Origin of the sequence: Cryobacterium serini, assembly GCF_004404025.1 — a bacterium.
GTDB lineage: Bacteria > Actinomycetota > Actinomycetes > Actinomycetales > Microbacteriaceae > Cryobacterium > Cryobacterium serini.
The window spans coordinates 141,859-157,783 of sequence record NZ_SOHN01000008.1 but is presented as its reverse complement, the minus strand read 5'-3'; the positions used below and the strand labels follow the sequence as shown (position 1 = coordinate 157,783).

12 protein-coding genes are annotated in these 15,925 nt (G+C 66.1%); 9 read left to right on the top strand and 3 right to left on the bottom strand.

Features of this window, described 5'->3' with window-relative positions:
• Positions 1–99 precede the first annotated feature (99 nt).
• Both E3T51_RS04090 and E3T51_RS04085 read right to left on the bottom strand, forming a co-directional pair.
• A complete protein-coding gene (locus tag E3T51_RS04090) occupies positions 100–1,347 on the bottom strand; it encodes an MFS transporter (protein WP_241989167.1) in 1,248 nt (415 codons plus the stop codon).
• A 95-nt stretch (positions 1,348–1,442) separates the two neighbouring features.
• Positions 1,443–2,252, bottom strand: a complete 810-nt coding sequence (locus tag E3T51_RS04085; protein ID WP_206751172.1) for an SDR family NAD(P)-dependent oxidoreductase — start codon at positions 2,250–2,252, stop codon at positions 1,443–1,445.
• A 236-nt stretch (positions 2,253–2,488) separates the two neighbouring features.
• Between E3T51_RS04085 and E3T51_RS04080 the strand changes: the two genes are divergently transcribed.
• The 4 genes from E3T51_RS04080 to E3T51_RS04065 all read left to right on the top strand — a co-directional run bounded on the left by E3T51_RS04080 (position 2,489) and on the right by E3T51_RS04065 (position 8,094).
• The gene (locus E3T51_RS04080) at positions 2,489–3,526 is read left to right on the top strand and encodes an extracellular solute-binding protein (RefSeq protein WP_134527845.1); all 1,038 of its coding nucleotides are present in this window, start codon (positions 2,489–2,491) and stop codon (positions 3,524–3,526) included.
• 63 nt (positions 3,527–3,589) lie between these two features.
• Entirely contained in the window at positions 3,590–5,179 is a 1,590-nt protein-coding gene (locus E3T51_RS17065; RefSeq protein ID WP_241989166.1) for an ABC transporter permease, read from the top strand.
• Complete coding sequence (locus E3T51_RS04070; RefSeq protein ID WP_241989165.1) at positions 5,179–6,423, top strand: ABC transporter ATP-binding protein; 1,245 nt, start codon at positions 5,179–5,181, stop codon at positions 6,421–6,423. Before E3T51_RS17065 ends, E3T51_RS04070 begins: the two co-directional genes overlap by 1 nt.
• Positions 6,424–6,669: 246 nt before the next feature.
• Complete coding sequence (locus E3T51_RS04065) at positions 6,670–8,094, top strand: amino acid permease (RefSeq protein WP_134527840.1); 1,425 nt, start codon at positions 6,670–6,672, stop codon at positions 8,092–8,094.
• A 51-nt stretch (positions 8,095–8,145) separates the two neighbouring features.
• On the opposite strand, the gene E3T51_RS04060 is transcribed toward E3T51_RS04065, so the two are convergent.
• The gene (locus tag E3T51_RS04060) at positions 8,146–9,468 is read right to left on the bottom strand and encodes an MATE family efflux transporter (RefSeq protein WP_134527837.1); all 1,323 of its coding nucleotides are present in this window, start codon (positions 9,466–9,468) and stop codon (positions 8,146–8,148) included.
• 361 nt (positions 9,469–9,829) lie between these two features.
• Here E3T51_RS04060 and E3T51_RS04055 point away from each other — a divergent pair, with 361 nt between their 5' ends.
• The 5 genes from E3T51_RS04055 to E3T51_RS04035 all read left to right on the top strand — a co-directional run bounded on the left by E3T51_RS04055 (position 9,830) and on the right by E3T51_RS04035 (position 15,920).
• Positions 9,830–10,945, top strand: coding sequence for an NAD(P) transhydrogenase subunit alpha (locus tag E3T51_RS04055; protein ID WP_134527834.1), 1,116 nt, complete (start codon positions 9,830–9,832; stop codon positions 10,943–10,945).
• A 1-nt stretch (position 10,946) separates the two neighbouring features.
• Entirely contained in the window at positions 10,947–11,297 is a 351-nt protein-coding gene (locus E3T51_RS04050; protein WP_134527831.1) for an NAD(P) transhydrogenase subunit alpha part 2, read from the top strand.
• A 2-nt stretch (positions 11,298–11,299) separates the two neighbouring features.
• Positions 11,300–12,721 (top strand): NAD(P)(+) transhydrogenase (Re/Si-specific) subunit beta, encoded by a 1,422-nt coding sequence (locus tag E3T51_RS04045; protein ID WP_134527828.1) that lies wholly within the window; start codon positions 11,300–11,302, stop codon positions 12,719–12,721.
• A gap of 225 nt (positions 12,722–12,946) precedes the next feature.
• Positions 12,947–13,888 carry a 5'-3' exonuclease gene (locus tag E3T51_RS04040; protein WP_134528553.1) on the top strand — a complete coding sequence of 314 codons (942 nt, stop codon included), beginning with the start codon at positions 12,947–12,949 and terminating at the stop codon, positions 13,886–13,888.
• Between the two features lie 67 nt (positions 13,889–13,955).
• Positions 13,956–15,920 (top strand): M13 family metallopeptidase, encoded by a 1,965-nt coding sequence (locus E3T51_RS04035; protein ID WP_134527825.1) that lies wholly within the window; start codon positions 13,956–13,958, stop codon positions 15,918–15,920.
• Positions 15,921–15,925 lie beyond the last annotated feature (5 nt).

Genomic DNA, 15,925 nt, shown 5'->3' with positions numbered 1-15,925 from the left:
TGAGGAGACTTAAGGTGAACTCAAAGTAGACGCTCACCTGACTACGAGGTTGTCTGCTTTCATTCGGCGAAAATAGTCGGCATTTTGGGGGACACCGGGTTAAATGATGACGGATGCCGCTGGCCGCGCCGCCGGGGCCGCCAGCCCGGCCAGTATCATCAGGACCAAAACCAGGTATAGCGCGTTGAGAATGCCCCAGGCTTCGCCGAGCAGTCCGAGTACGGGCGGCCCGACCAAAAAAGCGAAGTAGCCGATGATGGCCACGGCGCTGACCCGGGCGGCCGCGTTCTTGGTGTCGTCGGCGGCCGCCGACATGCCCACCGGAAATCCGAGCGAGGCGCCGAGGCCCCAGAGCACGGTGCCGACGAAGATGAGCTGGGTGTTCGGCGCGAGGATGAACAACACGAGCCCCGCAATGCCCACAACGGTGCAGGCGCGTAGCACCAGAACTCGGCCGAACCGATCGAGCACCGGTCCGCCGATCACGCGGCCCACGGTCATGGCGGCTACGAAGACGCCGAAAACGATCGCGCCGTCGGTGTTGCTGAAGCCGTGGCCATCGACCGAGGCGAGGGCGAGCCAGTCGTTGGCTGAGCCCTCGGCAAAGGTCATGCCAAGCACGATCAGGCCGATCAGAAGCAGTTTACGGTCGCGCCAGACGGCGAGACTGTCACGCAGGCGGTCGCGCCAGGTGAGCTGTAGGGCATCCACTGCGGTGTTCTCGACGACCGACGGAAGAAATTGCACGGCAACGACGATCGTGCCCAAAATCAGCACGGCCATGAACAAGAGGTGCCAGAACACTGAGACCTGCCAAGCGGATGCAACGGCGCCGCCCAGCGCGCCGACCACCGTGCCGAGGCTGAAGCAGGCGTGCATGAGCGGCATCAGCGTGCGGCCGATGGCACGTTCTGCTGCGGCGCCCTCGACATTCATCATGACGTCGAGCGATCCCATGCCGATTCCAAACACGGCGAGGGCCGCGAACACGAACGGGGCCGAGGGCACGACGCTGACACCGACGCCCATGAGCACGAGCCCGGAGGCCGACAGCGAGACGCTGAGCAGCATGGCCCGGCGGGCACCGAGGCGATTGAGCAGGCCCGCGGCGATCAACAGACCGATGACCGAGCCGGTGGAGAGTCCGAAGATGAGTAGGCCGACCCGGGCGGTATCGAGGGCGAGCCCGTCGCGCACGGCGGGAACCCGAGACATCCAGCTGGCGAGGCCGAGGCCCGACACGAAGAACGCCGCGAATACGGCATTGCGCCAACCGAGCAGGGCGCGGCTCGGGGGCGCAATGGCGACCGCGGGAGTAGAGGCACTGGAGTCAGCGGGGGTGACCACAAAAGGCCTCACGGTTCGTGAACGGGGGCGGACGGCCTCAACTCGAGACGCGCAGATAGATCAAAGGTACAACGAGTTCCACCCGAACGATTTGCCTAGATGCTGCGGTGGTCTCGTACCGCGGATTCCAAATCTGCGAGCCCGGGGGCCATCGCGGCATCGACGGCCATAGGGTCGGAGACGTTGAGCTCCTGCATGCCACGCCGACCTTCGGGGGCCGTGTTGATTTCGTGGTCGCCAGCCTCCAGCCCGACCAGAACATCGGCGATAACGTCGTCGAGGGATCGACGCTCCCAACCCGGCGAGGCGGCGGCGTTCTGCGATGACATCATGTCCGTATCCGTCGCGCCGGGATAAACGGTCGCGACGTGCACTCCCAATCCGGTCAATTCGCGGCGCAGGGATTCTCCGAAACGAGCGAGGCCGGCCTTAGTGGCGGCATAGACGGAATAAAACGGCATGCCAACGAGTGCTATCCCGCTGGAAATGTTCAGGACGATGCTGTCTCGGTCGGCGCCAGCGCGAAGACGCGGCAGTAGTGCCCGGGTCAGAAGCACGGGGGCAACGAGGTTCAGGTCAATCATTGATCGGATGTCGGCCTCGCTGGTCAGTTCGAGCCGCCCGGCGCGCACGTTGCCGGCATTGTTGACGAGCAGGTCCACGGTGGGCCACGACTCGATGGCCTCAGAAACTCGGTCAACACTATTAGGCAGGGTGAGATCCTGCGTCAAGACTTCGGCCGTGCCGCCAGCGGCTTCGACCAGCCGAGCTGTCGCGACGAGCGTTGACTCTTTCCGGCCCACCAGAAGCAGGTGTGCGCCGCGCGATCCGAATTCAACAGCCAGGCCCCGCCCTATTCCCTGCCCTGCGCCGGTGATGATGCCGTGTCGGTTGATTAGATCCAAAATTGTCATTCCTTTGTATCGGACGAGACAGACAGTGACTGCCTGAACCGCATCGCTCAGTGGGTTGAACGGTCTGCTGTCGCGGGCTATTCCCCCCGAGCGCTCCGCCAAAGATCGGGCGTCGCAATCGGCGACGCCGTGCAGCCTGCCGCTGTCGAGTGGATCTACGATTCGCCCCGCCGGCAAAGTTAGCGTAGCCTTACCTTAGAAATCGTTCGCCACGTCTCTGGAGTCCCATGCGCATACCTTTCCCCGTCGCCGCCCTCCTGGCCGGTGCCTCTGTACTCGCCCTTGCCGGCTGCACCCAGGCCGCCGAGCCGTCAGCACCAGCGGAAACCAGCGATAACGCCTTCACCCTCTACTCGGGTCGCGACGAAGCACTCGTCCAGCCGCTGATCGACCAGTTCGAAGAGCAGAGCGGCATCAGCGTCGAGGTACGCTACGGCAACACCGCCGAGCTTGGCGCGCTGCTCCTCGAAGAGGGCGAGGCCACTCCAGCTCAGGTGTTTCTCGCGCAAGATGCCGGCGCGCTCGGCGCCCTCGCCAACGCCGACCTGTTCGCGACGCTGCCAGCAGCGACGACCGACAAGGTCCCGGCCGGATTCACCTCGACCGACGATACCTGGGTCGGCGTCACCGGCCGCGCTCGCGTGATCACCTATGACAGCCAAGCAATGACTGCGGCCGACGTGCCTACCAGTGTTGATGCCTTCACCGACCCGGCCTGGGCCGGAAAGTTTGGCATCGCGCCGACCAACGCGAGTTTTCAGGCCTTCGTCACCGCCTATCGCGTGCTGAACGGTGAAGAAGCCGCCGACGAGTGGGTCGCCGCCGTTGCCGCCAACGACCCGGTCATCTTCGACAACAACCGCGCCATTCTCGCCGCCGTCAACGATGGCGTCATCGAGGCCGGACTCATCAATCATTACTACTGGTTTGCCATGGCAGCTGAGACCGGCGCAGAAAACATGCGCGCGCAACTGTCCTACCCGGAAGCCGGGGACGCTGGATCCATCGTGAACGTGGCCGGCGCCGGCCTGCTCGCCGGAGCGGCCGAAGACGCCGACGCGCTCGAGTTCATCGACTATCTCGTCGGCACCGATGCCCAGCAGTATTTCGTCGACGAGACCTACGAGTACCCGCTCATCGCCGGTATTGACGCCCCGGCCGGCTTGCCCGAGCTTGACTCGCTCGTCAACCCCGACCTCGATCTGGCCGACCTCGACACCCTCGCTGACACCCAGGCCCTGCTCGGCAAGCACGGCCTGATCTAACATTGCAGTAGTGAAGGCGCGGTTGCGGGCTCGGGTCGGCGGCCGAGCCCTACCCTGCGCCGGGTGCCTCTCGTGACCGAGTTGCTTATTCCGCCGCCCGAAACGGATGCCCCGGCACCGTCCCGCGCGCCGGGCCGGTATCGCTTCGGCGCGCCGCCCTGGCTGCTCGTGCTTGCCGCGCTCTGCGCGGCGACCGCCGCCATTCCGCTGGTCTACCTCGTTGTGCGCACGAGTGAGGCGGGGCTCACCGAATTGCTGGACACCCTGATGCGCCAGCGCGTGCTTCAGCTCACGGTCAACACGGTGTTGCTCGCCGCGACCGTCACCCTGTCGTGCCTCGTGCTTGGCACGGTCTGCGCGTGGGTGCTCACGCGCATCCGCCTGCCTTTTCAGCGTACGTTGCTGCTGGTTTCCGCGCTGCCGCTCGCGGTTCCAAGCTATCTGGCCGCTTACGGCTGGCTGGTCTGGTTTCCCCACCTCAATGGGTTCTGGGCCAGCTGGTTCGTCATGACCATGGTCTGCATCCCCTACGTGACGCTGCCGGTCGCTGCGTCGCTGCGCGGGGCATCCGCAGATCTGGAATCGGTGGCCCGCACCCTCGGTCGTGGCCCGTTTCGCGCGTTCGCGGCCGCGACCTGGCCGCAGATCCGTCCGGCTGCGATCGCCGGGGCACTGCTGGTGTGCCTCTACTCGCTGAGCGATTTCGGGCTGGTCTCGATGCTGCGGTTTCAGACGCTCACCTGGGGAATCAATGCCGCCTACGGTGCGAGTTTCGACCGCAACCAGGCCGCGCTGCTCGCGCTCGTGCTCGTCGTGCTCGCCCTCGTGGTCGTGGCCGGCGAACGTCGCAGCCGCCGCCAAGTCTCCAGTGTTCCCGGTCGCAGTACCATGCCGGTGCGCGCACCCGGTCGTACCTGGCCCATCTACGTCACGCTGCTTCTTGCCGCGCCGCTCGCCGGGGTCGTGGTTCCCGTGGTCGGCTTGCTCAGCCGCCTGCTCGAGGCCGAAACCCTGCGCGCTATCGATGTGCCACGTTTGATCGAAGCGATTGGCGCGACCCTCGGGCTGGCCCTGGCGGCCGCAGTGATCGCGGTGCTCGTGGCGCTACCGATCGCTGCGCTCGCGGCCCGGTACCGCGGAAGGCTGGTCGCCATGATCGAGGCCGTCGGCTTTCTCGGCCATGCTCTTCCCGGCATCGTCGTGGGCCTCTCCCTCGTATTCTTTGCGCTCGCCGCGGTGCCAATGTTCTATCAAACCTCGCTCGTGCTCGTCTTCGCCTACGTTGTTCTATTCATGCCGCGCGCCATCGGCAGCGTGCGCAGCGGCATCGCGGCGGTACCGACGAGCCTCGGTGACGTTTCGCGCATGCTCGGTCTCTCACCGTTTCAGGCCTGGTGGCGGGTGACCGCACGCCTCGCCCTGCCCGGCATTGCGATCGGCGCACTGCTCGTGGCCATCTCGGCCATGAAAGAATTGCCAGCGACGCTCCTGCTGCGGCCGACGGGTATATCAACGCTCGCGACCGAGTTGTGGAGCCGCACGGCCCTGTTCGAGTTCGGCGCTGCGGCGCCATACGCGGCGGCGCTCGTGCTCGTGGCGATGGTGCCCGCGGTACTGCTGTCCGGCATCCGCGGCACAGCAAGGGAGAACTAGTGGGCTGGGTAACGATCGAGACGCTGAGCGTCTCTTATGGTGACACGCATGTGCTTGAGGACGTCAGCCTGCGCATCCCGCGCGGCTCACTCGTGGCCGTTCTCGGTCCAAGCGGATGCGGCAAGACCACCCTCCTGCGCGCGGTCGCGGGGCTGTTGCCGGTCACGTCCGGCACAATCAGGGTCGGTGGGCGCCTCGTCACCGGCCCCGGTGTGCAGCGCGCTCCGGAAAAGCGCGGCATGGGCTGGGTTCCCCAGGACGCCTCCCTGTTTCCGCACCTGTCGGTGGGCGAAAACATCGGCTTTGGACTGCCGCGCACGAAGCAGAACGACGACCTTTACTGCGAACCCGGCGAGGCTTCTGGCCGAGTCGGCGGACTGCTGGCCGGACTCACCCGGCGTGGTCGCGCCAACCGCGCCCGACCGGCGGCGGGGCTGGCCGGTACAGCGGCCCACGCGAGCCCCCTCGCCGCCGTACCGATCAGCCCCGACCGCGGCCGCCAGACTAGCCGCGCGGCCCGCATCATTGAGCTCGCCACCATGGTAGGCCTGACCGAACTCGTGGATCGCGCCCCCTCGCAGCTCTCCGGCGGTCAGGCCCAGCGGGTGTCGCTGGCCCGGGCGCTCGCTCCCCGGCCCGGCCTCATGCTGCTCGACGAACCGTTCGCGGCCCTCGACCCGCTGCTGCGTTCGGCCCTGCGCACCGAGGTCGCTGCCCTGCTGCGTGGGCAGCACAACACGAGCCTGCTCGTGACCCACGATCAGGAAGAGGCGCTTTCCCTCGCCGACTTCGTGGCCGTGATGCGCGGCGGCAAGATTCTGCAATTCGGCACCCCAGCGGATGTCTACGAGCGCCCGGTCGATCCCTGGGTCGCCGGGTTCGTCGGCGACACCGTCGAACTCGACGGGATCTGGCAGGACGGCCGCGTCGACTGCGGCCTCGGCTCGCTTCCGGCGGACTGGATGGGGGCGCCGGACGCGGGATCCGCTCCCGTCGACGGAACAATGGTCCGAGTGCTGCTTCGCCCGGAATGGCTGACCCTGGCCGAGCCATCGATCGAGCTGGGAACGGACGCGGCTACCACCGCCATCGCGTACGCCGGCCACGACGCCCTGGTGAGTTTTACCCTCGACGGTGACCTCGTCGTGCGCGCCCGCGTCGCCGCGCCCGACCTGCCACGCATCGGCGACCGGGTGAAGCTCGGGGTGCGCCAGAACGCCCTCGCCTACCCGCTGGACTGCTGACTTAGTAGCGGCCGTCCCGCCGCAGTCGGTGGATCGCCGCATCCGCTGACCTCTGCATCAGGCAACCCGAGAAGTCACTGTTTCAGCGAATTGCGCGACGTCGGCTCGCGCATGTGCCACCCTTAGGAATGGTGAGAGCTCCGGGCTGGTGCACGGAGCCCGCCCGAAACCAGGCGCAAGCGCGCATGAAGTGACGTAAGCCAAGCCAATGGAGGCCTAGTGAACGAGCACAATTTGAATTCGGTCATGAGGCGCAAACCCATTGCCGACATCGGCGACGAGGCCGCCAAGAACGGTCTCTTCAAGAGCCTCGGACTCTGGCAGCTCACCGCGATCGGCGTCGGTGGCATCATCGGAATCGGTATTTTCACCCTCGCCGGCCTCGTTGCAAACGGCGGCCCGGACGGCGAAGGCGCCGGTCCGGCCGTGCTCATCTCGTTTCTCATCGCCGGACTCGCGAGCGCGGCCGCCGCCCTCAGCTACGCGGAATTCGCCGGGATGATCCCCCGCGCCGGTTCGGCGTACACCTACGGCTATGTCGCCCTCGGCGAGATCGTCGGCTGGTTCATCGGCTGGGATCTGTTGCTCGAGTACATCGCGATCGTCGCTGTTGTTGCGATCGGCATCTCGGGGTATTTCACCGAGTTCATGAGTGGCATCGGCATCGACGTTCCGACCTGGATGCAGGGCACCCCCGACACCCTCGACGGTGGCCTGATCAACCTGCCCGCCATCGTGGTCTGCGTGCTCGTGACCTTCATTCTCAGCCGCGGAACGCAGACCTTCGGCCGCTTTGAGCTTGTCGCCGTCGGGCTCAAGGTGTTGCTGATCCTGGCAATCATCGTTCTTGGGTTCTTCTACATCAACACCCAGAACTATGTTCCATTCTTGCCGAATGGGTTCGGCGCGGTCTTCACCGGCGCGGCCACGGTCTTCTTCGCCGTCTTCGGTTATGACGCTATGAGCACCGCCGCCGAAGAGGCCAAAGATGGCAAGAAGCACATGCCGAAGGCGATTTTGCTCTCGCTCGCCATCGCCATGGTGCTCTACGTGCTTGCCACTCTCGTGCTCACCGGCATGCAGAATTGGCAGGATATCGACCCGACCGCCGCCTTCGCCGTCGCATTCCAGTCCGTCGGGCTTCCGATCGTCGCGACCGTGCTCTCTGCCTTCGCCGTCATCTCGATCCTCACCGTCATGCTGACCTTCCTCCTCGGCGTCAGCCGGGTCTGGTTCTCGATGAGCCGCGACGGCCTGCTCCCGAAGTGGTTCTCCGGCACCGACAAGAAGGGAACCCCGGCCCGCGTCACCTGGATTGCGGGCCTTGCCGCGGCCGTACTAGCCGGGGTCTTCCCGATCCGGCTGATTGCCGACCTCACCAATATCGGAATTCTCGCCGCCTTCGTCGTGGTCTGCGTCGCCGTGATTGTGTTGCGGCGCACCCGCCCCGATGTTCCCCGCACCTTCAAGCTGCCCTTCATGCCCTGGGTGCCGGTTTTTGGGGTGCTGTCCTCTTTCTTCCTCATCACGCAGCTGCACTGGGAGACCTGGCTGCGCTTCGGTATCTGGCTCGTCATCGGCCTGGTCATCTACTTCTTCTACGGTCGCCGCAATTCGGTCATGAACCCGAAGAGCCCGCGCTACATCGAGCATCCGATCGATCTGCACTAGCGCCGTTCAGGCGGCGGATGCGAGCGCGCGGCCCACCCTCAATGCGCGACGTCAGCGCGCGCCGATGACCATCCAGGTCATCGTGCGCGCGCGCAGGCTGAGGGTCACGGCGCGGGCACCGAGGTAGCCGAGCGCGAACGTGGCCATGAGCAGCGCGAGCCCGGCCGCGCCCGCCGGCGCCCAAACCAGGACCGCTCCGGCGAGCGGTACGAAGACCGCGAGGTTGATCAGGCCGGTCAGCGCGAGATATCGGGCATCACCGGCGCCGATGAGCACGCCGTCGAGTACGAACACCACCGCGCCGAGGGGAACGGATGCCCCCAGTACGATCAGCGTCAGCGGCAGCAGCTGCGTCACAGCCGTGGCATTGGTGAACACCTGGCCGAGTACCCCGCTCGTGCCGATCACGACGACGGCGAGCACGAGCCCGGCGAGCAGACCCCATTCGAGGCAGCGCCGCAGTACTGCTCGCACTTCCGCCACATCCGCGGCACCGAGGCCGCGGCCCACCAAAGCCTGGGCGGCGATCGCGAGGGCGTCGAGGGCAAAGGCGAGCGTTGCGAACAGGGTCATCGCGATCTGAAAGGCGGCGAGTTCGGGGGAGCCGAGCTGGGCGGCTACGAACACGGCGAGCAGCATGGCGGCGCGCAGACTGAGGGTGCGCACAAATAGCCAGCCTCCGCTCTTGGCGCCGAGGAGCAGTCCGGCCCGGTGCGGGCGGAGCGGCGTGCGGTGGCGCCGGGCGTGGCTGATGACCACGACGAGGTAAACGGCGGCCATGCCCCACTGCGCCACGACGGTGCCAACGGCCGACCCCGCAATGCCCCAGCCGAGCAGGTAGATGAACACGTAGTTGAGCGCAATGTTCGCACCGAAGCCGAATCCGGCGACGTAGAGCGGGGTGCGGGTGTCCTGCAGGCCGCGCAGCAGCCCGGTGGCAGCGAACACCAGCAGCATGGCGGGCAGGCCGAACATGGAGATGCTGAGGTAGGTGGCGGCATCCGCTGTCACGGCCGGTTCCGCACCGAACGCGCCGACGAGTACCGGGACGGCGAGCAGGCCGCCGGCCGCGAGTACGACGCCGAGGCCGATGGCGAGCCAGAGCCCGTCGATACCGACGGAGACTGCCTTGCGGGTGTCACCGGCGCCGAGCCAGCGGGCCACGGCCGGGGTGGTGCTGTAGGCGAGAAACACCATAAGGCCGATGATGGTCTGCAGCACCGCGCTCGCCAGGCCAAGGCCGGCCAGCGGGGTGGTGCCAAGGTGTCCGACCATGGCCGAATCTGCCAGTAGAAACAGGGGTTCGGCCATCAGGGCGCCGAGCGCGGGCACGGCGAGCCGCAGAATGTCGCGGTCGATGGGCTGTGCCCGCAAAATATTGATGCTTCGACTCTACGGTGGGGCCCGGGTTGCGGTCGCAGGATTACCTGCGTGCCACCAGCCGGTCAGCCGCGAACCGGATTCCGGTCGCGCACGATTTAGCAATGTCGTGACCTCGATATCGCAAATTGTTAAAAATGCCGAATATTTCACGATTGGCGTACTCAAAATGGGAGCACACCGCGCTCGATCCCGCTATGTTCGACCCAGGAGCTGCTGCTGACCGTGGATGCTCCGGGCACACTCTGCCGCGCCGGGGTATCCTTCCCAGCCTTGAGTGCCCCCTCCCCGCGAGGAGGTTTGCCGCCTCATCGTTGAGCGTGCCGACTTCCTCATTGCTTTGAAAGGCTCCACTATGCCTGATCCCCAGCTGTCCCCGGAGGCGCCCCGTGTCGGCGTCGTGCGTGAGAGTGGCGCGGACGAGCGGCGCGTTGCCCTCGTGCCCCGTGCCGTCGCGTCCCTCGTTGCACAGGGGTTCGTTGTTGTTGTCGAGCCCGGTGCGGGAGCCGAGGCCCTCATGGGAGATGACCTTTATCTCGGCGCCGGTGCCACCATCGGTGACGCCTGGAGTGCTGACATCGTGCTCAAGGTTGCTCCGCCCACCGACGCTGAGATTGCCCGCCTGTCGGCGGGCGCGACCCTGATCGGGTTTCTCGCGCCGCGTAACGCGGACAACAAGATCGGCGCACTGCGGGATGCCGGCATCGTCGGTTACGCGATGGAGGCGATCCCACGCATCTCGCGGGCCCAGGTGATGGACGCGCTCTCGTCGCAGGCAAACGTGGCCGGTTACAAGTCGGTCATCCTCGCTGCATCGCTGTCGACCCGGTTCTTTCCGATGCTCACCACGGCGGCGGGCACCGTCAAGCCGGCCAGTGTGCTCGTGCTCGGCGTCGGCGTGGCCGGGCTGCAGGCGCTCGCGACCGCCAAGCGGCTCGGCGGTCGGGCAACCGGCTACGACGTGCGTCCGGAGGTCGCCGACCAGGTGCGATCGGTGGGCGCCCAGTGGCTCGAGGTAGGGATCGACGCGGCCGGTGACGGCGGCTATGCCCGCGAACTCACCAACGACGAACGTGCCGAGCAGCAGGCCGCGCTCGAGACGGCGATCTCCACGTTCGACGTCGTCATCACGACCGCTCTTGTGCCGGGGCGTCCGGCGCCGCGACTGGTGACCGCTGCGGCCGTGTACGGCATGAAGGCGGGCAGTGTCGTCATCGACATGGCGGGCGAGACCGGTGGCAACTGCGAGCTCACCGTTCCCGGTGAGACCGTGATCGTCAATGGCGTGACGATTGCGTCGCCGTTGAATCTGCCCTCGACGATGCCCGAGCATGCCAGTGAGCTGTATTCGAAGAACCTCACCGCGCTGCTCGATCTGCTCGTGCGGGACGGCCGACTCGACCCCGACTATTCCGACGACGTGGTGGCGCTCTCCTGCGTCACGCGTGACTCCGTCTCGAACAGGATCTGATATGGACTACACCGGCTTTCTGGCGAACATCGCCATCCTCGTGCTCTCGGGCTTCATCGGCTTCGCCGTCATCTCCAAGGTGCCCAACACCCTGCACACCCCGCTCATGTCGGGCACCAATGCCATCCACGGCATCGTCGTTCTCGGCGCCCTCGTCGTGCTCGGCACAGCGGAGAACCCGGGCCTGCCGTTGCAGATCATCTCGTTCGTGGCGATCGTGTTCGGAACCGTGAACGTCATCGGCGGCTTCGTTGTGACCGACCGGATGCTTGCGATGTTCAAGACCCGCCCCGTGCACACCAACACCAACACCAACACCAACACCACGAGCGCAACCGACGGGAAGAACTGATCATGGAGATCCTCGTCTACGCCCTCTACATCGTCGCGTTCGCGATGTTCATCCTGGGTTTGTCGGGGCTGACCGCCCCGAGATCTGCCGTGCGCGGCAACAAGATCGCCGCGGCAGGCATGGCCGTCGCGTTCGTGGCGACCCTGATTCACATCCGCGAGACCAGCAGCTGGCTGATCATCATCGCCGCCCTCGTCGTGGGCGTGATCATCGGCATCCCGCCCGCCCGCAAAGTGAAGATGACGGCGGTGCCGCAGCTCGTCGCCCTGTTCAACGGCGTCGGTGGCGGAACGGTCGCCCTCATCGCCTGGGGCGAGTTCATTGAAAGCGACGGCTTCACCGGCCTGCACGTCGCCTCCGGCCCGGTGCTGCCGCTCGTGATCGCCTCGCTCTTCGCCGCGATCATCGGGTCGTTGTCGTTCTGGGGCTCGATCGTGGCGTTCATGAAACTGCAGCAGATTCTGCCCGGGCATCCGCTGTCGGTCGGCCGACTGCAACAGCCACTGAACGCGATCCTGTTCCTCGGCTCGATCATCGCCGCCGTCATCGTCGGCATCGGCTCGGTCGGTTCCGGCGCCGACCCGGTCTGGTTCGGCGTGATCCTCGTTTTGGCGGGCATCCTCGGGGTCACAACCGTGCTCCCGATCGGCGGCGCGGATATGCCCGTCGTCATCTCACTCTTGAACGCGCTCACCGGCCTGTCAGCGGCGGCGGCCGGGCTCGCGCTCAACAACATCGCGATGATCGTCGCCGGCATGATCGTCGGGGCGTCGGGTAGCATCCTCACCAACCTGATGGCGAAGGCCATGAACCGGTCGATCCTCTCGATCGTGGCCGGGGGGTTCGGCGGCGGCGGCGGCAAGGGCGCCTCTGCGGCGGGCAGCGGCGACCAGATCGCCAAATCCACCTCGGCAGCGGATGCCGCCATCAAGCTCGCCTACGCCAACCAGGTCATCGTCGTGCCCGGCTACGGACTCGCCGTCGCCCAGGCCCAGCACGCCGTGAAGGACATGGCCAAGGTACTCGAGGCGCGCGGGATCGAAGTCAAGTATGCGATCCACCCGGTAGCCGGGCGTATGCCCGGGCATATGAACGTGCTCCTGGCCGAGGCCGATGTCTCCTACGACGCGATGAAGGAGATGGACGACATCAACGACGAGTTCTCCCGCACCGATGTCACTATCGTCATCGGTGCCAATGACGTCACCAATCCCGCGGCACGCACCGACCCCAACTCGCCGATCTTCGGCATGCCCGTGCTCAACGTGACCGAGTCCCGGTCGGTGATCGTGCTCAAACGCTCGATGAGTTCGGGCTTTGCCGGCGTCGAGAATCCGTTGTTCTTCGGCGAAAACACCACCATGCTCTTCGGCGACGCCAAGAAGTCCGTCGCCCAGGTGACCGAGGAACTCAAGGCGCTGTAGCTGGTCCGCCCGTCGCTGCTCTGGGTAGTACCTCGCTGCCGTCGCCGCGCCACCTGTGGGTGGCCGCGCCACCTGGAAATGGCGCGGCTGCCCGTATCTGGCGCACCGACCCGGATCGGCCACCGCGGCCACCGCTCATGACCCCGTCAAGCTGACCGGGGCGCGGGCATCCGTTCGGCGGAATGTGGCACACTGCTCGCCGTGACCCCTCAACCCGAGCGCCGCATGCTCCTCGACACCGCAGCCCTGTACTTTCGCGCGTTCTACGGCGTGCCCGACACCGTGCGCGGCCCGGGCGGAGCGCCGGTGAACGCCGTGCGCGGACTGCTCGACATGATCGCCCGGCTTGCCACCGAATTCGAGCCGACCGAGATCGTGGCCTGCTGGGACAACGACTGGCGCCCGCAGTGGCGGGTCGACCTCATCCCCACGTACAAGACTCACCGGGTCGTCGCCGAGCCGACTCCATCAACGACACCGGATGCCCACCTCGCGATCGAATCGGTGCCCGACCTGCTCACTCCCCAGGTTCCGGTGATCCGCGAGGTGCTGGGCGCGCTCGGCATCCCCATCGTCGGAGCCGCGCGGCACGAGGCCGACGACGTGATCGGCACCCTGGCCTCGCACGCATCGATCCCCGTCGACATCGTCACCGGTGACCGCGACCTGTTTCAGCTCGTTGACGACTCCCGACAGGTGCGCGTCATCTATACCGGCCGCGGTATGTCCCGGCTCGAAATATTGACGGAGGCCTCCCTCACCGAAAAGACCGGCGTCAGCCCGGCGCAATACGCCGATTTTGCGGTCCTTCGCGGCGACGCCTCCGACGGGCTGCCCGGAATCGCCGGGGTGGGGGAGAAGACGGCGGCGACGCTGCTGGCCTCCTGGGGTTCTCTTGACGGCATCGTGGCGGCCGCCGCCGACCCAGGCGCGATTATGGGGGCATCCGTTCGTGCGAAGATCCTCGCCGCCGCCGCCGACTACCTCAGGGTTGCCCCGACCGTCGTGCGGGTGGTGCGCGACCTCAACCTGCCAGCGTTCGACGCACGCATCCGCTCGAGCACGCCCGACCAGGTTGCCGCGCTCGATCGGTTGGGCACGGACTGGGGGCTCGGTGCCTCGATGACGCGCGCCCGTGAGGCGCTGCACAGACGAGTCAGCGATTAGTCAGTCGGCTGGCACGAGCAACCCGGCAAATAGACAACCTCTCACCGGCCCCGGATAGGCTGAACGCATGACTGAGCTGGCGACTGCATCCGGAATCAACCAGAACGAACTCGACCCGGAGGTGCGCCCGCAGGACGACCTCTTTCGGCACGTGAACGGAAAGTGGATCGCGCGCAGCGAGATTCCCGCCGACAAGGCCCGCTGGGGTTCCTTCATGATGCTCGCCGAAGACGCCGAGAAGGCCGTACGCGAGATTATCGTCGAGGCGCAGACCGCGCCGGCCGGCAGCCTCGAGCGCAAGTTCGGCGACCTCTACACGAGCTTCCTCGACGAAGAACGCATCGAAGCACTCGGCGCGACCCCGCTGCACAATGACCTCAAAGCGGTCGACGCGGTCACCAGCATCTCCGAACTGCTCTCGACCCTGGGCCGCCTCGAGCGCGGCGGAGTGGCCGGAGCGTTCCACCTCTACGTCGACAATGACCCGGGTAACCCCGAACGCTACCTGGTCTTCATCGCGCAGGGCGGCATCGGCCTGCCAGACGAGTCCTATTACCGTGAAGAAAAGTTTGCCGAAATTCGCACCAAGTACCAGCAATTTCTTGAGCGGATGTTCACCCTCGCCGGTTTTGCCGGAGCCGCCGAACGTGCAGCGCGCGTCTTCGACCTCGAAACCGAACTCGCCTCGCACCACTGGGACAAGGTAGCCACCCGAGACAGCGAGAAAACCTACAACCTGCGCACCTGGGGCCAGGTCTCGGCGCTCGCAGCGGGTGCCGACGTTGACCTCTGGCTCACGGGCCTCGATGCCCCCGCCGGAGCCTTCGAGGAGGTCGTCGTGCGGGAGCCCAGCTACATCTCCGGACTCGCGACCGCTCTGTCAGACGACCGGCTCGAGTCGTGGCAGGACTGGCTGCGCTGGCAGGTCATCCGTTCGAGTGCTGCGTACCTGTCGGGCGAATTCGTGGAGGCGAACTTCGACTTCTACGGGCGCACCCTGAGCGGCACCCCACAGCTGCGCGACCGCTGGAAGCGCGGCGTCTCACTCGTGGAGGGCGCCCTCGGCGAGGCCGTCGGGCGCATCTACGTGGAGCGTCACTTCAAGCCGAGCGCCAAGAAGAGCATGGACGTGCTCGTGGCCAACCTCGTTCAGGCCTATGAAAACAGCATCAGCACGCTCGATTGGATGACCGAGGAGACACGCACGAGAGCCCTCGAAAAGCTGCGTAAATTCACGCCGAAGATCGGCTACCCGGTAAAGTGGCGCGACTATTCGAGCCTCGAGATCGCTGCCGACGACCTGATCAGCAACGTCAAGGCCGCCGGCGAGTTCGAATTTCAGCGCGAGCTCGGCAAGATTGGTGAACCGCTCGACCGCGACGAGTGGTTCATGACGCCGCAGACAATCAACGCCTACTACAACCCCGGATTCAACGAAATCGTCTTTCCGGCCGCCATCTTGCAGTTTCCGTTCTTCGACGACGCGCGCGACCCGGCCGCCAACTACGGCGCGATCGGCGCGGTCATCGGCCACGAGATCGGTCACGGCTTCGACGACCAGGGCTCCAAGTACGACGGCGACGGCCGGCTCACCGACTGGTGGACCGCCGAGGACAAGGCCGCGTTCGAGCTGCGCACGAGCGCGCTCATCGCGCAATTCGAAGGCCTTACGCCGCAGGCCATCCCCGGCCACACCGTCAACGGCGCTCTCACGATCGGTGAAAACATCGGCGACCTCGGCGGGCTTTCCATCGCCTGGAAGGCCTACCTGCTTTCGTTGAACGGCGAAGACAGCCCGGTTATCGACGGCCTTACCGGGCAAATGCGTTTCTTTCTCTCCTGGGCCCAGGCCTGGCAGATGAAGCTGCGCGACGCGGAGGCCATCCGCTTGCTGGCCATCGACCCGCACTCCCCGAACGAGTTTCGCTGCAATCAGATCGTCAGCAACATTCCCGCGTTCTATGAGGCGTTCCAGGTCGGCGAAACGGATGCCCTCTACCTCGCCCCCGAGCAGCGCGTCACCATCTGGTAGCAAGA